We start from the raw sequence: 20,349 nt of genomic DNA, 5'->3' as shown, positions 1-20,349 counted from the left end.
TCAGGCCTCCCAGCTCCAGACTTCACCATCCAAGGTGAAGTCCCAGTTCCGTCCGCGTACGCCGTGGGTCAGGTAGTCGACCGCGGGTAGGGCGATCGGTGGGTACGGCTGGTCGCGCAGCAGCCGTACGGCGTCCTCTACCGGGAACCACCGGACCTCCATCACCGACCCGTCCGGATCGTCGACGGCGAACGCGGGATCGCTCACGTCCACCACGTAGTTCCAGGACTGCGACGTCATCCGACCGTCGACAACTGTCCGTGTCGTCCACACCAGTTCGAGTTCATGGGCCGCGGCGAGCAGCCCGGACTCCTCGCGTAGCTCCCGCACCGCGCCGTCCGCCGGAGTCTCCCCGTCTTCGACGGCTCCGCTCGGGAGGTTCCAGTACGGCGCATCCCAGGCCTTGTACTGCTCCCGGACCACCGCGACCATCCCGTCGTACCGTGCGATCACGCCCGCATACCGCTGCATGCGGAGGAGTATTCCAGGTTCCGGAAGGGGAGTGTCCGGAATTGGATTTACCGTGCTGTTTATGAGTGAGAGCGCGTGGGTTTCGCCGTGGTGGGAGCCGCCGGTGGCGGGGAGTGATGTCGAGCATCTGGTCGGGGCGCTGGACCGGTTGCGTACGACGTTCCGGTACAAGGTCGACGAGCTGGACGCGGATGGGTTGAACACCCGGATCGGGGCGTCGTCGATCACGCTCGGTGGGTTGATGAAGCATCTGGCGGCGAACGAGGACTACATGTTCGACGTGAAGTTCCAGGGCAAGCCGATGGGTGGGCCGTGGCTGCAGAACGGCTGGCGCGACGACAACGACTGGGAGTTCAACTCCGCGGCCGACAACACGCCGGCAGAGCTGTACGCGCTGTGGGACGGCGCGGTCGCGCGGTCCCGGGAGACGTTGGCGGCGGCGATCGCCGAGGGCGGGCTCGACCAGCCGGCCGACATCGCCTGGCCGGACGGGCGGCACGCGAGCCTCCGTCGGCTGGTGTGCGACCTCATCGAGGAATACGGCCGCCACACGGGCCACGCCGACCTGATCCGCGAGGCCGTCGACGGCCGCGTCGGCGAGGACCCGCCCCACGACTGGAACCCCGTCGGCCCCAAGCCCTGAAGCCGCCGCCTACCGCCCTCCCCGCCTACCGCCCGGCGCCGCCCGCCCCCTACCGCCCGGCGCCGCCTGCCGCCCGCCGCCGCTTGGCGCTGGGGCGGACCGCCAGCACTGCACAACCTCCTCCGGCGACGTCGGCTCACGCTCAGCGCGCGCCGCGAGCGGCAGTTGTGTAGTGCTGGCGGTCCGCAACGACTACTTGATCCGCTGCATCGTCCCGTCTGCCGCGACGCCGATCACCGTCGTCACGCCGTCGACCGTCAGGTTCACGATCATCCGCGAGCCCTGGAAGGACGTGGTGTACGACACTGTCGCGTTCGTGCGGGTCGGTGCGATCACCGAGAGGATGCTCGCGTTCCGCCCCGATCGGTTGAACTTCACCACCGGTGACGGCAGCCGCTTGTCGATCGTCCTGTAGTGCCAGCCCTGGATCGGGTCCTGCTGCCCGGTGGTCACCTCGATCGGCGTCGTCTGCTGCTGGAACGGGATCTGCAGCAACGTCGTCTTCACCTTGTCGCCCGGCCGCGCGGCCACCGCCCGGTCCTTGCCGCTGACAACCACCTTCTGGTCCGCGGGCAGATGCCACAGCGTCGAGTATTCCTGTTCCGCAGCCGACGAGCCGCGATCCAGCACCACCATCAGATCGGGATCCTTCAGCACCAGCACGTCCCGCGTCCGGTCGATCCCGGCGCCCGGGGAGTCGTGCAGCTCGTAGAACTCCGACGTCGCCTGGATCGACGACCGCACCAGCTTGGTCTCCGGGTGCCCGGTCGCCGACTTCACGGTCATCTCGTTGTGCGCGAACTGGCTCCTCGCCCAGAACCGCCAGTCGTCCATCTTGTACCCGGCGTGCCCGCCGTCGACCAGGATGTCGCGCCCGCGCGAGGTGTACGTGACCGAGGTGTGGTCGTTGTGCCCGTGCAGCTTCTGCGACGGCCCGAACCGGATGCTGTACGTCGATTCCTGCGTGAACGGCCGCGTCTCGCCCCATCCGGTCCGCCCGAAGATGTACCCGGCGTCGAAGATCCCGATCCGCTGTGTCGGCCGGATCCCGCGGACGCCGCGGGTCCCGGCGTACTCGAGGACCGTCCCGGTGACGGGCGTCGTGCGCACCACCTCGGAGTCGCCGAGCTGCGGCAGGTTCCCGAGCGAGTTGGTCGCCAGCGCGAGCCATTTCGCGAGTTCCCGCCGGCGGGCCGTGATCGTCGTACCGGGGTCGGCGCCGCACTTCCGCAGTACGTCGATCGCCCGCCCCCAGAGCACGTAGTTGAACTGCGCGTACGCCGTCGACTGCTCGTTCGTCGAGCCCTGCGTGTCGATCGACGTCTTGATCGCACTCGTCAACCGGTCGGACGCGATCTTCTTCAGATCGTCGCGCTGGAGCGTGCACCCGATCCCGAACAACGCCAGGCTCTCGTCGGTGCCGTGGTTCCAGTCGCCGCTGTAGTTCTTCTGCAGGAACCACGCGTGCTCCAGCAGCGCCTTGTCCAGCCATGCGTACGTCAGCGGCAGCCGCGCCACGTGCAGCCCCGACAGCACCGCCTGCCGCAGGCAGATCAGCACGTTGGTGCGATGCATCGTGGACTCGTACGCGCCGACGTCGGACTTCCACGAGTACGGGTTGTCCTTGACCCAGTCGTGGGTGATCGCGCTCACCCGTTGCAGGGCGGCCTTGTCGCCGGCCGCGGCGGCGTCGATTCCTTGCCCCAGCCAACGAAGCGAGTGCAGCCACATGTACCAGCTGGGGTTGTTGGGCGGATTCATCCGCCAGTTGATGTTCCCCTCGCCGTCACCGACCTTGGTGGGCGGCGTCGTACCCCAGGTGAACGTGTCCTTGTAGAGGTTGGCGACCGGGTTCGCGTGGTCGATCCCGCTGTACGCCGGGCACGTGTAGACGTTCTGCCGCACCGGTGCCGGTGGGGCGGTCGGCGGCTCGGGCGTATGGCTCATGGTCGGGTCCGGAGCAGCCTCCGGCTCGGAGCCGCCCCACGGGATCATCAGTACGGCGCCCAGTACGGCGACGCTCGCGAGCAACGCGATCGTGAGTCGCAGCGTCGTACCGGACGTGCGCAGATGTCTCGCAGGCATCGTTGGTCCTCCCCGCACACCCGAAGGCATACCTATTCTGGCCTAGACCTGAATTCGGGTTGGGCGATCCCCGGGACAGAGTCAAGTGGTTGTGTTGCTGAGTCGCGGTACTTCAGAAACGCGGTCCTTCAGAAAACGCGGAGCGAGTCGTCGAAGGTTGCACCCGGCATCAAATCTGCCGGTCAGCTCCTGTCAGGTACGTCGCCATCGGTTCCCCCCGAGGTCGGATTGTTGCCGCTACCTGATAGATGTCGCGAGCGGGCCGAAAAGTTGCGCGGATCGGCGACTTCGGTTCCGTTGCCCGGAAGGGCAGGGTCAGTTGGGCCGGATCGCCTGCAGAATCAGGGCGTTCCGCGCGTTCTGACCCTCCGGCACGGTTGTGTGGCGGCCGTCACGTAGGTCGGTGTGCAGCCGGTCAGGGCGTTCGGCAAGGAACTCGGCCCAATGGACGATCCGCAGGTTCGGATGCCGCAGTGCCGCCTGCTCCAGTTGCAGGTTGATCCACTCGCTGTTGCGCTGATCGGCGACCTGGACCGTGGTCGGCTCGTCGGTCCGGGAGACCTGTACGTCGACCCAGTACACGGTCCGCTGCGGGCCCGCGATCCGGAGTGCACGCTCGACCTGCGCCGCGAACGCGGGCGGATCGAAGATGTCGTTGGACCCGACTGCGATCACGATCCGTCGCGGGAGGCCGTACTCGCGGGCCCAGACTGCCATCGCGTCGACCGCGGCGGATGTCGGCTGACCGGCCCAGCTGTACTGCGCGAACGACGTACCCAGTTGTTGCCCGAGGAGCCGGCCGAGAGCCGCGCCGTCCTGTACGGCGATGCTGTCCCCGAAGAGCACTACGCCGTCGGACGCGACGACGTGGCGGACCTCCGCACTGCTCGAGATCACGCGGTTGTTCGCCTGCCAGGATCCGAGCGCGCCGGATCCGTAGGTTCCCGCGTTGACCACCGGTGCGGCCGCCTTCGCGTGCGCCGACGGGGCTTCGAGGTGCAGCAGGGTCAGGAAGAACGCGGTCAGGACCACGATGACGGCGGCCGAGGCCGACCAGCGCTTGATGAACACACCTCTGTTCACGCTGAGGTTGGCACTGAGGTTGGCACTGAGGCTGGCACGTCGGCTAGCGACTTTGGATCGCGTCCGCGATCAGTTCGTTGCGGGCGGATCCGCCCATCGGCGGACGGGTGTGGACGCCGTCGCGCAGGTACTGTGCCGGGCGGTTCGGCCGGGACGTGAGGAACCCGGACCAGTCGATGATCCGCAGGTTCGGGTGGCGGAGCGCCGCGTCCTGCAGCTGCTGGTTGATCCACGCGCTGTTGGCGAGATCGGCCTCGCGTACCGCGGCCGGCTGCTTGGTGCGGTCCGCGTACACGTTCACCCAGTACACGGTCCGGTCCGGCCCGGCGATCCGCAGCGCGCGCTCGACCTGTGCCGCGAACGCGGGCGGGTCGAAGATGTCGTTCGTACCGACCGCCATCACGATCCGCCGCGGCAGACCGTAGTTGCGCGACCACTCTTCGAGCGCGTCGACCGCTGCCGACGCCGGCTGTCCGGACCAGTCGTGGAAGGCGATCGAGTCGCCGGTGCGATCCGCCAGCAACCGCTCGAGCGCGGCGCTGTCCTGGACGGCGATGCTGTCGCCGAACATGAGGATCCCGTCGAACGCGAGCACCTCGCGGATCTGGTCCTCAGGACTGATCCGGTGGATCAGGTTCTGCCACGGGCCGAGCGTGCCCGATCCGTACCGCCCCGGCCCGCTCGACGGGACGCTGTACGACCCGCCGACCGTGGTGTCGGCGCTCGTCGGCCGCGGATCGAGTACGACGAGGACGCCGCCGAGCAACGCCACCACGAGGAGCGTCACGACAATCGCGGCCACCGACTCCAGAAACGCCCGTAGCGCGGATGGCTTCTTATGATGCGCATGACCCGGCCGTTCCCGTACCTGTTGCAACATCTCGACACACCCCCCAGCCTCCGTCGCCGCTCCCTACACAGACATGACGCGGTGACCCCCGAATTCGCTGCATGCTCCTACCCTCAACACCCCGGAGCGAACCCCCCGGTTCCCACCCCAGCATCCCCGAAGACCCAAATTCCGGCCATACCGGAACCCGTCACCCGTGAGCGAGTGACGGTACGTGGGCGTTCGATCACGACTGGTGGACGATGCCGCGCGCCCGCGCCGTGCCTGGACACCCGTCGGGTAGCTCAGCCCGCCCGCTCCGCCTCGCTGCGCTCGACGCAGAACTCGTTGCCTTCGGGATCGCGCATCGTGACCCAGCCACGGCCGTCCGGGACCCTGTGGTCCTCGTAGATCGTGCCGCCGAGCGACAGGATCCGCTCGACCTCGTGGTCGCGCGTACGCTCAGTCGGGCCCCAGTCGAGGTGCACCCGGTTCTTCACGGTCTTTCCTTCCGGGACCCTGATGAACAGCAGCCCGGGGACCGGCGCCGGCGCCTGAAGCAGGACCTCGTCGTCGCCCGGCACGTCCCCGTCGGCCATCGGCCAGCCGGTCACGGCACTCCAGAACTGCGCGAGCTTGTACGGGTCTCCGGCATCGATCGTGATGTGTCGCAGCACCATGCCGAGACCTTAAGGCATGTCTGGATTCAGGGGGTCGCGAACTGTCGGGGGCCGGGTCTACTGTGCGGGACATGGGTGCCGGGCCAGAGGGCCCGGCCGGTTGGGGGAAGGACAGTTCGATGGCATCTCGGCTCAATCCGTACATCCAGTTCGACGGCGACGCGCGCGCGGCGATGGAGTTCTACCAGGGGGTCTTCGGCGGGGATCTGTCGTCGAACACCTTCAAGGAGTTCGGCGCCAGTCACGGACCGGACGACGACGAGAAGCTGATGCACAGCCAGTTGGAGACGCCGAGTGGGTTCACGCTGATGGCGGCCGACACGCCGCAGGGCATGTCGTACAACCCGGGCGAGAACATCGCGATCAGCCTGAGCGGCGACGGTGACGAGCTGCGCGGCTACTACGAGAAGCTGTCCGCCGACGGCGGCAAGGTGACGGTCCCGCTCGAGAAGCAGATGTGGGGCGACGAGTTCGGCATGGTCACCGACAAGTTCGGCATCAACTGGATGGTCAACATCGCGGCGAGCTGACACCCGCCTCCCCGGGGAAAATGGGTGTCCCCGGGGAGCGTCGCGCCGCTAGCTTGGGCCGGTATGGGACTCAACGACGTGCTGTACGACCCGATCCGGCACAACAACTGGGCGACCGGGAGCCTGATCAGGTTCTGCCTCGCGCAGAACCTGACCGCCGAGCAGCTCGAGATCACCGGCGTCGGGACGTACGGCGGCATTCTCGCCACCCTCGACCACATCGTCCGCTGCGACGGTAGTTATCTGCGCCGGATCGCGGACCGGCCCCTCGAGTACGTCGACAGCGAACCGGCGACCGACCTGGAGACCCTCGCCACCTGGAACGCCGAGGCCGGCGCCCTCTGGGAGTACTTCCTCACCCAGCCGTTCGACGTCGAACGCGTGATCGTCGTCGACGACAACACCCGCGGCACCCGCGCCGGCATCTTCGTCGCCCAGGCGATCAACCACGCCAACCACCACCGCGAGCAGGTCTGCGCCATTCTGACCGGCATGGGCATCGAGCCCCCGGACATCCAGGCCTGGGAATACGCCTGGGAGACCGAGCGCATCTGGGACCTTCCCGCCCCGGCCGCCGCGGCGGAGTAGGTCAGCTGCTGATCGTGGCCGCCATCAGGCCGGGTTCGTAGGAGCCGCCGAGCTGGTTCAGGGTGACGGCGATCCGGTTGCTCGCGTTGATCATGGCGATCAGCGTGACCAGTCCGATCAGCTGGTTCTCGTTGTAGTACTTCGCCGCACGGGCCCACGTCTCCTCCGAGACGCCCTCGGACGCGTCGGCGAGCCGGGTCGCCTCCTCGGCCATCGCCAGCGCGGCCTGCTCCTCTTCGGTGAACACGGTCGAGTGACGCCAGCCGGCGACCAGGTTCAGCCGAGTCGTCGTCTCACCCTCGGCCGCGGCTTCCTTCGCGTGGATGTCGATGCAGTGTCCGCAGCCGTTGATCTGGCTGGCCCGGAGCATCACCAGGTTCTGGGTCGCCGCCGGCAGGCCGGTCTGCTGCACGAGGCTGTGGACCGCGAACATCCGCTTCGCGAGCTTGGTACCGAGCTCGTTCTGCAACAGGTCGATACGGGGTTCCATCGTCGTCGTCCTCACTATGGGATCTACTGGACGAACACGAGATGCCGTCGGCGCGACTCCCGTGACGACCCGACGACGTGACGAGCGCCATACCGCCGGAGCTGTCACAGAATCCGGCCGAGCGGCATCTGGTGGGTGACACACGCGCGTACGAGGAGACCAGACCATGACCGGTACGGACCGGGCCACCGAGGCCTTCGTTGCCCATCGCAACCTCCTGTTCACTGTCGCCTACGAGCTCCTCGGCTCGGCCGCGGACGCCGAGGACGTGCTGCAGGAGACCTGGCTGCGCTGGGTCAAGGTGGACCTCGACACGGTGCAGGACAACCGCGCGTACCTGGTCCGGATCGCCAGCCGCCAGGCCCTGCAACGCCTCCGCACCCTCGGCCGCCGCAAGGAGTCGTACGTCGGCCCGTGGCTTCCCGAACCGCTGCTCACCGCGCCGGACGTCGCCGAGGACGTCGAACTCGCCGACAGCGTCTCGATGGCGATGCTGCTGGTCCTCGAAACCCTCAAGCCGACCGAACGCGCCGTGTTCGTCCTCCGCGAGGTGTTCGGCCTCGACTACGACGAGATCGCCAAGGCCGTCGACAAGACTCCCGAAGCCGTCCGCCAGGTAGCCCACCGGGCCCGCTCCCACGTGGCCGCCCGCCGCCCGCGCGGCGTCGTCTCCGCCACCGAGACCCGCGACGCCCTCGAAGCGTTCCAACGCGCTGTGAACACCGGCGACCTCCAGGGCTTGGTCGACATCCTCGCCCCCGATGTGGTCTTCCTGGGCGACGGCGGCGGCGTGGTCCAGGCTCTCCCACGCCCGGTCGTCGGCGCCGATAAGGTCGCCCGCATCCTCGCGGTGGGCTTGGAACATCTGGCCGAGGGGTCCCTCGAAATCACCCAGATCAACGGGCAACCCGCGTTGATCCTCCGCTTCACCGACGAGGTGGACACGGTCACCGTCCTCCACGTGGAGGACGGCAAGATCGCCGGCTTCTACGCCGTACGGAACCCGGCCAAGCTGGCCCACCTCAAAGAAGAGACCTTCCTGACCCGCTGACTAGGAGACGTCGGGCCTGGTCATCAGTGGCGACTGCACATGCAGCACCAGGCTGGGCCCGGTCAGAGGCAGAGTGTTCCAGGTCGCTACCGCGGTCCCCGCTTCTACCACCAGGCGGACCCGGTGCGGGGTGGTGATGACGAACAGCTCGGCGACGAACGTGTCGTCCTGCCAGGCGCCGGTCGCTACAACCGGACGGCCGAGCGGCGAGCTCTCCCGCCATCCGCCGTGGCCGACCTCGAAGTCGAGCAGCGACCCGAGCCGCAGGCGCCATCCACCGCCCACGGGGTCGACGGTCACGGTAGTGCCGTCGGGCAGCGGCGAATCCGCTGCGGAGCCGTCGAGCCTCGCCTTGACGGAACGCTCCGGCGCGGCCGAACCCGGCACCGGCGCGAACGACAGCTGCCGCAGCCGATCGGCCAGCAGTTCCTCGTCCTCGGCGCTTCCTGGGTCGTCCAGGCCGGGCAACAGACATTCCCACAACAGGCCGGGCAGCGCGTGTTCCTGCTCGTTGGAGCCGGTCACCACGACCACTAGATCGTGTTCCGGGGCAACCACGCAGTACTGACCGAAGGCGCCGTTGCCGTGGTAACCGTGCTGCGACATCCAGAACTGGTAGCCGTATCCGTACAGAAATTCCGGGTTCCGCCTCCAGTTCGGGAGGGGGAGAGTGTCGACGTGCCGGCTCGTCGCCAGCTCCACCCACTCGCGCGGGACGAGCTGGCGGTCGTGCCACAGGCCGCCGCGTAACAGCAGTTCGCCGAAGGCGGCGACGGCCTCGGTCGTGAGGTGGAGGCCGTGGAATCCGAACGCGGCGCCGCTCGCCACCCGGTCCCATTCGGCGTGATCGATGCCCATCGGCTGGAAGATGCGTTCGTCGAGCAGTTCCGGGAGACCGCGGCCGGTGACCCGCTCCACCATCCGAGCCAGGAGGAACGTGGTCGAGTTGTCGTAGGTGTGCTGGGATCCCTCCGGCGCGGAGAACGGCGTACGAAGGAAGCCCTTCACCAGATCGCCCGGCTCCAGTTGCCAGGCCTGTTCGAGGCTGTCCTCGGCGTGGCCGGCCGTCATGGACAGCAAGTGGTGAACGGTGATCCGGCGGCCCTGCTCGGAGACGTCATCCGGAACGTGGTCGGGCAACACGTCGACCAACCGATCGTCCAGCGCGAGCAGCCCATCGGCGATCGCGAGCCCGACAGCGATCGAGGTGAACAACTTGGTCAGCGAGTAGAGCAGGTGCGGGCGTTCCGCCGAGTACGGCGCCCACCAGCCCTCCGCGACGACGTGACCGCGCCGTACGACCATGATCGAGTGACACTCGACCGACTCCGCTTCGAGCCGATCCAGCAACTCAACGATCGAACGCGCCGAAACCCCCGCCGCACCAGGCGCCGACCGCGGCAACAGACCAACCATCCCGAAACCCTAACAACGCCAAGGGACGCTACGCCCGTGCTTTTCCGGCTCAGTTAGTCGAGCAGGTGGGTGGATTCGGGGACGGGGGTTACGGGGGTGCCTTTGGTCAGGTAGGTGGTGAGGTTTTGGACCACCAGGTTGGCCATGGCGGTTCGGGTGGGGATGGTGGCGGAGCCTACGTGGGGGAGGAGGACGGCGTTGGGGAGGGTGAGGAGGTCGGGGTGGACCTTGGGTTCGTGTTCGAAGACGTCGAGGCCGGCGGCGTGGATGGTGTTGGTGCGGAGGGCGTCGACGAGAGCCTGTTCGTCGACGACGGTGCCGCGGGCCACGTTGATGACGATGCCGTCGGGGCCGAGAGCCCTCAGTACTTCGGCGTTGACGAGGTGGCGGGTGGTGTCGCCGCCGGGGATGACGATCATCAGTACGTCGACGTCGGCAGCCATCTCGACGAGCGACGGGTAGTACTGGTACTCGACGTCCTTCGGGCGGCGGTTGTGGTAGGCAACGGTGATGCCGAAGGGCTGGACGCGGTCGGCGATCGCCTGGCCGATGCGGCCGAGGCCGAGGATGCCCATCCGGCGGCCGTGCATGGTTGCGCGGGTCAACGGATACGGGGTGCCGTCGGCCCACTTGCCGTCGCGAAGGTAGCGCTCGGCCTGCCCCAGTTCGCGGACCGTCATCAGCAGCAGACCGAGTGCGGTGTCGGCAACCTCGTCGTCCAGGACGCCGGGAGTGTTGGTGACGATGACGCCGCGCTCGGCGGCGGCGGTCGCGTCGATGCGGTCGTAGCCGACGCCGAAGCTCGCGACCAGGCGGACCGCGGGCAGGCGGTCGAGGTACGGGCCGTCGATCGCCGTACCGCCCGTGGCGACGGCGACGATCTCGTCCCGGCGGGCCGCGAGTACGGCGTCCGGGTCGGTCTCCTCCCAGAGCCGGATCAGCTCACAGTGACCGTCCAGCCCGGGGGCGACGGCCTCGTGCATCGGTCCTGGCATCAGTACGACTGGTAGTCCCATGCCTTCATCCTTGTCGACCGTCGGCGGCCGGACAGGAACCGCCCCGGATTTCTCACGGCCTGGACAGGAACCGGAGTTCACCCGGCCCACTGTCGCCTCGGTGCGGGAAAGGACGACGATCAGGGGAGGAGGTCATCATGATCATCGACTGCGCTTACTACCGGGACGGACGCCGCCAGCACGTCGAGGCGATGTCGGTCGCGGACGCCGCCGCCAGTTGCCGGGCCGGCGGGTTCGTCTGGCTGGGCATGTACGAGCCCACCGCCGAGGAACTCACCGAGGTCCGGGAGAGTTTCGGCCTGCACGAGCTGGCCGTTGAGGATGCGCAAACGTTTCACCTCCGCCCCAAGGTCGAGCCGTACGAGGGCGACATCCGCCTCGTCATCCTCCGCACCGCCCGGTACGACGAAGAGCGCGAGGAAGTGGACTTCGGCGAGGTCAGCATCTTCGTCGGGCCGGCGTTCGTGATCACCGTCCGTCAGGGTGTGGCCAGTGACCTGCACGGTGCGCGGATCCGGCTCGAGCAGCGGCCCGAGCTGCTGGAGGCCGGCACGAGTTCGGTGCTCTGGGCGATCCTCGACCAGGTCGTCGACGGCTACGGTCCGGTCGTCGCCGAACTGGAGCGAGACATCGAGGAGGTCGAGCGGACGGTGTTCGCCGGTTCGGTCGCCCCGACCGAGCGGATATATTTCCTGCGCCGCGAGGTGACCGATTTCTACCGCGCCGTACACCCGCTGCTAGCAGTGCTAGCCACCCTGGAACGCGGCGCCCGCGACACCGCGCTGCTGCCGTACTTCCGCGACGTGCACGACCATCTCGTCCTGGTGAACGAAGAGGTCGCCGCTCAGCGGGACCTGCTCGCGACGGTCCTGGAGGCGAACATGGCGGTGATCGGTGTCGAGCAGACCAAGGTCAGCGTCCGGCAGAACGCGACGATCGAGCAGCTCACCATCCTCGCCACGGTGTTCCTCCCACTGACCTTCGTCACCGGCTTCTTCGGCCAGAACTTCGGCTGGCTGGTCGACCACATCGGCGCCGAATGGGACTTCATCGTCCTCGGCGTCGGCGGACTCCTGGTCCCGTGCATCGCCCTGGCGATCTGGTTCCGCCGCCAACGAGCAGCCCGCCGAGAAGCCGCCTGAGATACAGTCGCGATCCGTGGCGCGAGTACCCCTTGACCCCGCCGACGGCCGGGAGATCGAGAACCTGATCGTTCGGTACGCCGAGTTGGTGGACGACGGTGATTTCGCCGGCGTGGGCGAGCTCCTCGCCCACACGACGTACCGCGGAAGTGGTGCACCGCTGCACGGCCGAGCGGAGATCGAGCAATGGTTCCGCGACACGCTGATCGTCTATCCGGACGGTACCCCGCGCACGCAGCACGTCACGACCAACCTCGCGATCGAGCGCGACGACGCCAACGACGACGAGGCGTTCGCGCGCTCGTGCGTGACAGTCCTGCAGGCGGTGCCCGGCGACGTCAGCAAGCACCTGCGGTCGTGACGCCGCAGCTGATCGTTGTCCGGGGCAACTCCGGATCGGGCAAGAGCTCGGTCGTGGAAGGGATTCGCGGGCAGTACGGTCACGGCATCGCCTACATCGAGCAGGACTACGTACGCCGTACCGTCTTCCAGGAACTGGCCGAGCCCGACGGTGCGAACATCGAGCTCATCGGTCAGATGGCCCGATACGCACTCGCTCGTGGATTCCACGCTGTGGTGGAGGGAATCCTCCCGACGGTCCGGTACGGCGGGATGCTTGCGGAGCTCGCCCGGGACCACGGCGGGCACTTCTACTACCTGGACATCCCGTTCGAGGAGACCGTGCGCCGGCACGCGACCCGCGACAAGGCGAGCGCCTTCACGGCCGAGGACATGGCCGACTGGTACCGGCCGAGGGATCTGCTGGAGCGGCCGCGCGAGACGATCATCGACGAGTCGAGTTCGCTCGATGCGACCGTCCAGCAGATCCTCACCGAAACAGGGTTAGGTCCTGTCTGGTGATCCAGACAGGACCTAGGACGACCAGCCGCCGAGGTTGAGGTCGGCGACGACGACCGGCTGGCCGGTGGCGAGTGACTGGTTGGCCGCGATGCCGACCGCGACGGCGCGGACGCCGTCGTTGACGTCGGCGGCGCGACCCAGCGGATCGTTGCCGGGGCCAACAAAGAGGTCGTTGTAGATCAGCTTGTCGCCGCCGCCGTGGCCGCCTTCGCCGCGGGGGATCTCGACCTCGACGGCCGGCGCCCAGTGCTTCTGCAGCACGAGCCGCTCGCCGTTGGTGCGGACGTCGCCGGCGATCACGCGGTCGGACGGATAGCTCGGGTCGATCTGGTCGTCGACGACCGCGGCCCGTTCGACCACCTCGAGCTCGGCGCGGCCGAGCGTGCCGTTGATTGAGACCCGGTACCCCTCCCACGGCGAGTGCGCGTTCAGCGAGTAGCTCAGCCGCGCGCCGTTCGCGTACTCCGCGATCACGGACATGTTGTCCTCGATCGTGATCCCGGGAGCGAACACGTCCTGGTCGCGCAGGTACCCGTCGTACTTCTCGGCCTCGTAGTACAGCTGCCGGTTCGTGTCGTCGGTGCGCAGATCGAGCAGCCACGGGTCGTCGGCGGCACCGTCGATCGTGCCGCGCGCCGGACGCTCGCCGAGGCCGCGGGCCGCCGCGTTCTCGGAGCCGTAGAACGCCAGCGCGCCGGACGCGAACACGCGGGTCGGTGTCGAGGCGATCCACCAGTTCACCAGGTCGAAGTGGTGGGACGCCTTGTGGACGAGCAGACCGCCGGAGTTCTTCTTCTCGCGGTGCCAGCGGCGGAAGTAGTCAGCACCGTGCCGGGTGTCGAGCACCCACTGGAACTCGACGCTGGTCACCTGACCGATCTCGCCGTCCTGGATCAGCTGCCGCAGCGCACTGTTCCGCGGTGAGTACCGGTAGTTGAACGTGACGACCACGGACTTGCCCGATTCGTTCATCGCGTCGACGATCTGCCGGGTGCCGCCCGCGTCGATGGTCAGCGGCTTCTCGACGATCACGTCCGCACCGGCCCGCAGCAGCCGCGACACGACCGACGCGTGCGTGTAGTCGGGGCTGGTCACCACCACGCGGTCGACGGACTGCTCCTTGACCATCTGCTCCAGGTCGTCGGCGCCGTACTGCGGAAGCTCGGTGCCGCCGAGCCCCGCGACGAAGCGCTGGTGGAACGCCAGCCGGCCCGGGTTCGGGTCGAGCAGGGCGACCAGCTCCGCCTCCTCGGGGTGCTCCTGGAGGATCGCGCGGATGTACGACTGCGCTCGCGAACCGGTCCCGGCGACTGCATAGCGTCTGGCCACGGTGAACTCCTTCTACTCGTGTAGACACCGACGCTAGCAACCGCTTTCCAGACCGGTCAACCGTCGTACCATCACTGCATGCCCAAAGATCCGGTGACCCGCAACGACGTGGCGGAGTACGCCGGAGTCAGCACAGCCGTCGTCAGCTACGTGGTGAACGAGGGTCCGCGGAAGGTTGCGCCGGAGACCCGTGAGCGGGTGCTCGACGCGATCCGCGCGCTCGGGTACCGCCCGAATGCGACCGCGCGGGCGTTGCGGATGGGTACGACGCGGACGTTCGGGCTGATCACCCCCGACGGGGGCAACCCGCTGTTCGCGGAGCTCGCGAAGGCGATCGACCGGGAGGCGGCGGCCCGCGGGTACGTCGTACTGCAGACGAGTGCCGACGGGGACCCCGTAACCGAGCGGGCGAAGATCGCCGAGCTGCTCACGCGCCAGGTCAGCGGGCTCGTCCTGGTGGCGCCTACCGCGGATCCGTCGCTGGACGACGTCGAGGTCCCGGTGATCGCGATCAACCGCGTACTGCCGACGGTCAGCTCGGTGCGGCCGGCGTATCGCGAGGGTGCACGCGCGGGTGTCGAGCACCTCGTCTCGCACGGTCATCGCGTGATCGGGCTGGTCATCGGAGGCGCCGGTCACCCCGAACGCGAGCTCGGCTGGCGTGACGCGCTGACCGCCGCGGGTCTCCCCGAGGGGCCGATCGCGCGCGCGACGTTCTCCCGCGAGGGTGGTTACCGCGCTGCGCAGACACTGTTGTCGGCCGAGCCCACCGCGATCTTCGCAAGCTCCGACCTGCAAGCGATTGGCGTACTGCGGGCACTCCACGAGGCTGGTGTGCGCGTGCCGGAGGACGTCGCGGTAGCTGCCTTCGACGGCACTCCTGAAACGGAGTACACCTGGCCGCCGTTGACCGTCGTACGCCAGCCTGTCGAGCTGGTGGCGCGCGAGGCCGTCCGCCGGCTGATCGACGGTGAGGACGCGATGGAGGCCCTGACCGTCCCGACCGAGCTGATCCTGCGCAGGTCCTGCGGCTGCTAAAGCGTCCCGACGTCCTCGAAGATCAGCGCCGTACGGGTCGCCAGGACCTCGGGGATCGCCTGGAGCTTCTCCAGGACGAGGCGACGGAGACCCTCGTTGTCGGCGGCACGGACCAGCAGGATCGCGTCGAAGTCGCCGCCGACGAGGGCCATGTGCTTGATCTCCGGGATCGCCTGCAGTTGCTTCCGGAGGGTGCGCCAGGAGCTCTGCCGGAGACTGAGGGTGACGTACGCCGACGTTGCCAGGCCGAGTCTGAGCGGGTCGACGGTGACCGTGAAACCGGTGATCACGCCGGTGTTGGTGAGCCGTTCGACGCGGGCGTACGCGTTCGCGCGGGAGATGTGCACCTCGTCGGCGAGGGCCCGGATCGACAGCCGTCCGTCCCGTCCGAGCGCCTCGATGATCTGCCGATCGATCTCGTCGAGCGCCGGAGCGACGACAATCTGTCCAGGGCCGGCCCGGTGGACCATCACCTCGTCGGACATTCGTGCGACCTCCTCGGCTCGGGTCCGGGCCAAACGTCTCTCAATAATTCCAGCTATAGATCCACTTGGCCAGTAGGGACGACGATGTGGCTACCGTCCGTCTCCTGCTGGAGGGCCCCATGACCACCGTCGAGGAGCGTTTGCTCCCGTCCGCGGAACCCGTCTGTCTGATCGATCAGAACGGCGTACCGCACGACCACCCGTCGTACCGGCTGCCCACCAAGGAAGCCCTGCTCGACGGCTACACACAGTTGATCCGGGGCCGCCGGTTCAACGATCAGGCGAGCGCTCTGGTCCGCCAGGGCCGACTCGCCGTCTACCCGTCGTCCTTCGGTCAGGAGGCCTGTCAGCTCGCGGCGACGATGGTGCTGCGCGACGGCGACTGGCTCTTCCCGACGTACCGCGACTCGGTGTCGATCATGAGTCGCGGCGTCGACCCGATCGAGACGCTGACGCTGCTCCGCGGTGACTGGCACTCGGGCTACGACCCGTACGAGCACAAGGTCGCGCCGCAGGCGACCCCGCTCGCGACCCAGCTCCCGCACGCGGTCGGTGTCGCGCACGCGGCCCGGCTCAAGGGCGAGGACACGGTCGTGATGGCGCTCGTCGGCGACGGCGGCACCAGTGAGGGCGACTTCCATGAGGCCCTCAACTTCGCCGCGGTCTTCCAGGCGCCGGTGGTGTTCTTCATCCAGAACAACGAGTACGCGATCTCCGTGCCGCTCGCGAGGCAGAGCGCCGCGCCGTCCCTTGCACACAAGGGCATCGGGTACGGCGTCCCGGGCGAACGTGCCGACGGCAACGACCTGGCCGGCCTGCTCGCGGTTCTTGGACAGGCTGTAGAGAAAGCACGGGCAGGTGAAGGTCCGCAGCTGATCGAGGCGCACACCTATCGCGTGCAGGCGCACACCAATGCGGACGACGCGTCCCGGTACCGCCAGGACGACGAGGTCGCTCCGTGGCTGGACCGCGATCCGATCGCGCGCCTGACGACGTACCTCGAGCAGCAGGGTTGGCTGGACGACGACGTTCGGGCGGCCGCTGAGGCCGGCGCGGTGGAGGTCGCCGCGCAGTTGCGTGACGGGTTGATGCCGGAGCCGGAAGTGGATCCGGCCGATCTGTTCGCCTACTTGTACGCCGGGCAGACGCAGCAGCTGCGGGAGCAGGCCGCGTTCCTCCGCGACGAGCTCGCCCGCGAGGAGGCCTGATGACGCACACGAAGATCTCGATGGCGCAAGCGCTCAACCAGGCGCTGCGGGACGCGATGACGGCCGACGAGTCGGTGGTGATGTTCGGTGAGGACGTCGGCGCGCTCGGCGGGGTCTTCCGGATCACCGACGGGCTGACCGCGGAGTTCGGCGAGAAGCGGTGCTTCGACACCCCGCTGGCCGAGGCGGGCATCGTCGGCATGGCGGTCGGGATGGCGATGAACGGGATGCGCCCGGTGGTCGAGATGCAGTTCGACGCGTTCGGGTACCCGGCGTTCGAGCAGGTCGTCTCGCACGTCGCCAAGATGCGCAACCGGACCCGCGGGCGTGTGCAGCTGCCGATGGTGATCCGGATCCCGTACGGCGGCGGCATCGGCGGGGTCGAGCACCACAGCGACTCCTCGGAGAGCTACTTCGCGCACACACCCGGGCTGACCGTGGTGACCCCGGCAACGGTCGCGGACGCCTACGGATTGTTGCGCAAGGCAATCGAGTTCCCGGATCCGGTCGTGTTCATGGAGCCGAAGAAGCTGTACTGGGCCAAGGAAGAGGTCGACCTCACCGAGTCGCAGCCGGGGATCGGTACGGCCGTCGTACGCCGGGAGGGTGCGGACGCGACGTTGATCGCTTACGGGCCGGCTGTTCCGGTCGCGATGGAGGCGGCCGAGGTCGCCGCCGCCGAGGGGCGTCAGCTGACCGTGGTGGACCTGCGGTCGGTGGTGCCGTTCGACGACGAGACGGTGTGCGCGGCAGTACGGCGTACCGGACGGGCTGTCGTGGTGGCCGAGGCGAGCGGGTTCGCCAGCGTGTCGTCGGAGATCGTCGCCCGGGTCACCGAGAAGTGCTTCCACTCGCTGGCCGCTCCGGTGCGGCGGGTGACCGCGTTCGACATCCCGTTCCCGCCGCCGAAACTGGAGAGGTACCAGCTGCCGAGCGTCGACCGGATCCTCGACGCGGTCGACGACCTGCAGTGGGAGGACTCGTGAACACGTTCCATCTCCCCGACCTCGGTGAAGGGCTGACCGAGGCGGAGATCGTCCGGTGGCTGGTGAAGGTCGGCGATGTGGTCGCGGTCGACACTCCGATTGCTGAGGTCGAGACCGCGAAGTCGATCGTCGAACTGCCGTGTCCGTACGCAGGGGTGATCGAGGAACTGCATGGCGAGCCCGGTACGACGGTCCCGGTCGGGAAGCCGCTGATCACGGTGGGGGATCCGGACGGGGCGGCGTATCGCGCTGAGGAGCGGGCCGGGTCGGGCAACGTGCTGGTCGGGTACGGGACGTCCGAGTCTTCCGCGGCCGGGCGACGGCGTCGGCCTCGGGTTTCCGGAACAAATGTTGCGCCTGCTGCAGAAAAAGTTCCGGAAACAAGGGTTCCCCTGGTGATTTCGCCGTTGGTACGTCGGTTGGCGCGCGACGCCGAGGTGGATCTGCGTACCCTGACGGGCTCAGGCCCCGATGGGTTGATCGTCCGCCGCGACGTGGAGCTCGCGATAGCGCACCGCCTGCAAACGGAGAGCGCGCCCGCCGCACCAGCGCCCGCCGCAGCAGTGCCCGCTGCAACAGTGCCCGCTGCGGCGCAGCCGGCCGCGCCGGGATCGTCCGTAGCGCGGGCCGCACTACCTCAGCCTTCTGTAGTGCAGTCGGCTGAGTCGCGGACCGGGTTGGCTGAGTTGCGACGTACGCCGATGAGTGGGTTCCGCAAGGCCGTGATCGCGACGTTGAGCCGGAGCCGGGCCGAGATCCCCGAGGCGACCACCTGGGTCGACGTCGACGCGACCGCCCTGGTCGAGCTGCGCGAATCATTGCGATCGGCAACGGACCCCGGGCCGGGGCTGCTCGCGCTGATGGCGCGCTTCGTGGTCGCCGGACTGCTGAGGTATCCGGAGCTCAGCGGGTACGTCGACACCGAGCGCGAGGAACTCGTCCAGTACGACGGCGTGAACCTCGGCCTCGCGGCGCAGACGGATCGTGGCCTCATGGTCCCGGCCGTGGCGGGCGCTCATGCTCTGACGACGCGCGGTCTGGACGCCGAGATCCGCCGCCTGACGGCATCGGCGCGCGACGGCCGGCTGACTCAGCAGGAGCTGACCTGCGGGACGTTCACGTTGAACAACTACGGCAGCTTCGGGGTGGACGGCAGCGCGGCGATCATCAACCACCCGCAGGTCGCGATTCTCGGCGTCGGCCGGATCATCGACCGTCCGTGGGTGGTCGACGGTGAGCTTGCCATCCGCAAGCTCACCCAGCTGTCGCTGGTGTTCGACCACCGCGTCTGCGACGGAGGTACGGCAGCAGCCTTCCTCCGCTTCGTCGCCGACGCCTTCGAAAACCCCGCGTCCGCCTTCGCCGACCTCTGAGAAGTCACGGCGGCGCCGCCGACCTACCCGAGACCTGGCGCGGCGCCGCCGACATCTAGGAGATCTGGCGAGGCCGGAGGCCGACCAGGATTACCCGCAGCCCGGAGGCGAAGCGTGCTTCTGGGCCGGCGGTGCTCTCGCGGTTGAGGTAGGCGGCGAGGTGTTCGGCATCGACCCCCATCTGGTCCGCCGACCTGGCGGCCCAGCGCGGTTCGTCCAGCCCACTTCGCCGTACCACAGCCAGCCAGGCCGAATCGGTCACCGCCGACCCGATCAAGTAGTGGAAGATCGCCGACACCGCCGAATCCAGGTGAGTGCCCCTGAAACCGGCCTCGTTGAGGATGGACTGCACACGTTCGGTCAGGGCCTGGTAGTTCGGCCCGAGACCGGCATGCGTCGGGAGCAACTGCGCGGCCCACGGGTGTTCCCACAGCGCCCGGTACGCCGCCTGCACGACAGCAGTCACCTGCTCGCGCCAGTCGCCCTCCGCCGGGATCAGTGCTTCCCCGAGCACCGTGTCGACGACGAGCTCGAGCAGGTCGTTCTTGGTCGCGATCCGCCAGTACAGCGCGGACGTCGCGGCGGTCCCCAACTCGGTCGCCATCACCCGCATCGAGAACGTGTCCAGACCTTCGCGGTCCAGCACCTTGATCGCCGTCAGGACGATGTCCTCCCGGCTCAGCCGCGCCCGCGTCGGAGGTGGTTCCTCGCGCAGCCACACCGATCCCAGGGCGGTCTTCCGATCCGCTTCGCGCGCCATCCGGCGGAGCATAGCGAATACGCCGTATCAGATCCTAAAACGGTGTTTTAGTAGCGATCGGCAACTACTCCTCGTCCACAGCGGCCACGGTGCGTCGCGAAACGTAAGGAACACGGCGAGTCGTGGCGATGAGACTTGCGTGCGGTGATCCGAATCACCACAATCGCGAAGGTCGACTTCTGTCGGGGGACCGGTTCGACCGGATCGAGAACGACGACGGACCGCCTGATTCAGCCCTGGGGACAACGCCCGGGGTTACCGGCGCGCTGCTGGTCGCGAGAGACC

Annotated in this window: 22 protein-coding genes; 11 read left to right on the top strand and 11 right to left on the bottom strand. The window is 68.2% G+C overall.

Features of this window, described 5'->3' with window-relative positions; all coding sequences use genetic code 11:
* Nucleotides 1–471 (bottom strand): NUDIX hydrolase, encoded by a 471-nt coding sequence (locus EV137_RS32055; protein WP_134131846.1) that lies wholly within the window; start codon nucleotides 469–471, stop codon nucleotides 1–3.
* 61 nt (nucleotides 472–532) lie between these two features.
* On the opposite strand from EV137_RS32055, the gene EV137_RS32050 reads away from it, so the two are divergent.
* On the top strand, nucleotides 533–1,114 hold the full coding sequence (locus EV137_RS32050; protein ID WP_134131845.1) for a mycothiol transferase: 582 nt from the start codon (nucleotides 533–535) through the stop codon (nucleotides 1,112–1,114).
* Nucleotides 1,115–1,306: 192 nt separating this feature from the next.
* Here EV137_RS32050 and EV137_RS32045 read toward each other — a convergent pair whose 3' ends face one another.
* From EV137_RS32045 to EV137_RS40840, 4 genes are all read right to left on the bottom strand, one after another.
* Nucleotides 1,307–3,199, bottom strand: coding sequence for a heparinase II/III domain-containing protein (locus EV137_RS32045; protein ID WP_238175679.1), 1,893 nt, complete (start codon nucleotides 3,197–3,199; stop codon nucleotides 1,307–1,309).
* Between the two features lie 315 nt (nucleotides 3,200–3,514).
* Complete coding sequence (locus EV137_RS32040; protein WP_238175678.1) at nucleotides 3,515–4,282, bottom strand: SGNH/GDSL hydrolase family protein; 768 nt, start codon at nucleotides 4,280–4,282, stop codon at nucleotides 3,515–3,517.
* A gap of 43 nt (nucleotides 4,283–4,325) precedes the next feature.
* Nucleotides 4,326–5,084: an SGNH/GDSL hydrolase family protein gene (locus tag EV137_RS32035; protein ID WP_202871212.1), complete on the bottom strand. Its 759-nt coding sequence runs from the start codon at nucleotides 5,082–5,084 to the stop codon at nucleotides 4,326–4,328.
* A gap of 332 nt (nucleotides 5,085–5,416) precedes the next feature.
* Nucleotides 5,417–5,791 carry a VOC family protein gene (locus EV137_RS40840; RefSeq protein ID WP_166680065.1) on the bottom strand — a complete coding sequence of 125 codons (375 nt, stop codon included), beginning with the start codon at nucleotides 5,789–5,791 and terminating at the stop codon, nucleotides 5,417–5,419.
* Between the two features lie 119 nt (nucleotides 5,792–5,910).
* Between EV137_RS40840 and EV137_RS32025 the strand changes: the two genes are divergently transcribed.
* Complete coding sequence (locus tag EV137_RS32025; protein WP_134131842.1) at nucleotides 5,911–6,321, top strand: VOC family protein; 411 nt, start codon at nucleotides 5,911–5,913, stop codon at nucleotides 6,319–6,321.
* A gap of 63 nt (nucleotides 6,322–6,384) precedes the next feature.
* Nucleotides 6,385–6,909, top strand: a complete 525-nt coding sequence (locus tag EV137_RS32020; protein WP_134012358.1) for a DinB family protein — start codon at nucleotides 6,385–6,387, stop codon at nucleotides 6,907–6,909.
* Nucleotide 6,910: 1 nt separating this feature from the next.
* On the opposite strand, the gene EV137_RS32015 is transcribed toward EV137_RS32020, so the two are convergent.
* The gene (locus EV137_RS32015) at nucleotides 6,911–7,399 is read right to left on the bottom strand and encodes a carboxymuconolactone decarboxylase family protein (protein ID WP_134131841.1); all 489 of its coding nucleotides are present in this window, start codon (nucleotides 7,397–7,399) and stop codon (nucleotides 6,911–6,913) included.
* A 166-nt stretch (nucleotides 7,400–7,565) separates the two neighbouring features.
* Here EV137_RS32015 and EV137_RS32010 point away from each other — a divergent pair, with 166 nt between their 5' ends.
* Nucleotides 7,566–8,450 carry an RNA polymerase sigma-70 factor gene (locus tag EV137_RS32010; RefSeq protein ID WP_134012362.1) on the top strand — a complete coding sequence of 295 codons (885 nt, stop codon included), beginning with the start codon at nucleotides 7,566–7,568 and terminating at the stop codon, nucleotides 8,448–8,450.
* Here EV137_RS32010 and EV137_RS32005 read toward each other — a convergent pair whose 3' ends face one another.
* Nucleotides 8,451–9,866 (bottom strand): serine hydrolase domain-containing protein, encoded by a 1,416-nt coding sequence (locus tag EV137_RS32005; RefSeq protein ID WP_134131840.1) that lies wholly within the window; start codon nucleotides 9,864–9,866, stop codon nucleotides 8,451–8,453.
* Nucleotides 9,867–9,919: 53 nt separating this feature from the next.
* Nucleotides 9,920–10,882, bottom strand: coding sequence for a 2-hydroxyacid dehydrogenase (locus EV137_RS32000; protein WP_134131839.1), 963 nt, complete (start codon nucleotides 10,880–10,882; stop codon nucleotides 9,920–9,922).
* Nucleotides 10,883–11,019: 137 nt separating this feature from the next.
* On the opposite strand from EV137_RS32000, the gene EV137_RS31995 reads away from it, so the two are divergent.
* From EV137_RS31995 to EV137_RS31985, 3 genes are read left to right on the top strand one after another with little or no spacing between them, the layout of a single operon-like run.
* Nucleotides 11,020–12,024: a magnesium and cobalt transport protein CorA gene (locus EV137_RS31995; RefSeq protein WP_134012368.1), complete on the top strand. Its 1,005-nt coding sequence runs from the start codon at nucleotides 11,020–11,022 to the stop codon at nucleotides 12,022–12,024.
* A gap of 16 nt (nucleotides 12,025–12,040) precedes the next feature.
* Nucleotides 12,041–12,385 carry a nuclear transport factor 2 family protein gene (locus tag EV137_RS31990; protein WP_134131838.1) on the top strand — a complete coding sequence of 115 codons (345 nt, stop codon included), beginning with the start codon at nucleotides 12,041–12,043 and terminating at the stop codon, nucleotides 12,383–12,385.
* Nucleotides 12,382–12,885, top strand: a complete 504-nt coding sequence (locus EV137_RS31985) for an AAA family ATPase (RefSeq protein ID WP_134131837.1) — start codon at nucleotides 12,382–12,384, stop codon at nucleotides 12,883–12,885. The genes EV137_RS31990 and EV137_RS31985 overlap by 4 nt, the downstream gene beginning before the upstream one ends.
* Before the next feature lie 12 nt (nucleotides 12,886–12,897).
* Here the strand turns inward: EV137_RS31985 and EV137_RS31980 are convergent, their stop codons facing one another.
* Nucleotides 12,898–14,214, bottom strand: coding sequence for a Gfo/Idh/MocA family protein (locus tag EV137_RS31980; protein ID WP_134131836.1), 1,317 nt, complete (start codon nucleotides 14,212–14,214; stop codon nucleotides 12,898–12,900).
* 78 nt (nucleotides 14,215–14,292) lie between these two features.
* Here EV137_RS31980 and EV137_RS31975 point away from each other — a divergent pair, with 78 nt between their 5' ends.
* On the top strand, nucleotides 14,293–15,252 hold the full coding sequence (locus EV137_RS31975) for a LacI family DNA-binding transcriptional regulator (RefSeq protein ID WP_134131835.1): 960 nt from the start codon (nucleotides 14,293–14,295) through the stop codon (nucleotides 15,250–15,252).
* Here EV137_RS31975 and EV137_RS31970 read toward each other — a convergent pair.
* Entirely contained in the window at nucleotides 15,249–15,737 is a 489-nt protein-coding gene (locus tag EV137_RS31970) for an Lrp/AsnC family transcriptional regulator (RefSeq protein WP_130387870.1), read from the bottom strand. The genes EV137_RS31975 and EV137_RS31970 overlap by 4 nt on opposite strands.
* 119 nt (nucleotides 15,738–15,856) lie before the next feature.
* Between EV137_RS31970 and EV137_RS31965 the strand changes: the two genes are divergently transcribed.
* Genes EV137_RS31965 through EV137_RS31955 form a run of 3 tightly spaced genes read left to right on the top strand, consistent with a single transcriptional unit; the run spans nucleotide 15,857 to nucleotide 19,304 of the window.
* A complete protein-coding gene (locus EV137_RS31965) occupies nucleotides 15,857–16,945 on the top strand; it encodes a thiamine pyrophosphate-dependent dehydrogenase E1 component subunit alpha (protein ID WP_134131834.1) in 1,089 nt (362 codons plus the stop codon).
* Nucleotides 16,945–17,931: an alpha-ketoacid dehydrogenase subunit beta gene (locus EV137_RS31960; RefSeq protein ID WP_134131833.1), complete on the top strand. Its 987-nt coding sequence runs from the start codon at nucleotides 16,945–16,947 to the stop codon at nucleotides 17,929–17,931. Before EV137_RS31965 ends, EV137_RS31960 begins: the two co-directional genes overlap by 1 nt.
* On the top strand, nucleotides 17,928–19,304 hold the full coding sequence (locus EV137_RS31955; protein WP_134131832.1) for a dihydrolipoamide acetyltransferase family protein: 1,377 nt from the start codon (nucleotides 17,928–17,930) through the stop codon (nucleotides 19,302–19,304). Before EV137_RS31960 ends, EV137_RS31955 begins: the two co-directional genes overlap by 4 nt.
* A 55-nt stretch (nucleotides 19,305–19,359) precedes the next feature.
* Here the strand turns inward: EV137_RS31955 and EV137_RS31950 are convergent, their stop codons facing one another.
* Nucleotides 19,360–20,064, bottom strand: a complete 705-nt coding sequence (locus tag EV137_RS31950; protein ID WP_134012380.1) for a TetR/AcrR family transcriptional regulator C-terminal domain-containing protein — start codon at nucleotides 20,062–20,064, stop codon at nucleotides 19,360–19,362.
* Nucleotides 20,065–20,349 lie beyond the last annotated feature (285 nt).

Source organism: Kribbella pratensis (assembly GCF_004366075.1).
GTDB classification, from domain to species: Bacteria; Actinomycetota; Actinomycetes; order Propionibacteriales; family Kribbellaceae; genus Kribbella; species Kribbella pratensis.
This window is presented reverse-complemented; position numbering and strand designations above follow the sequence as displayed.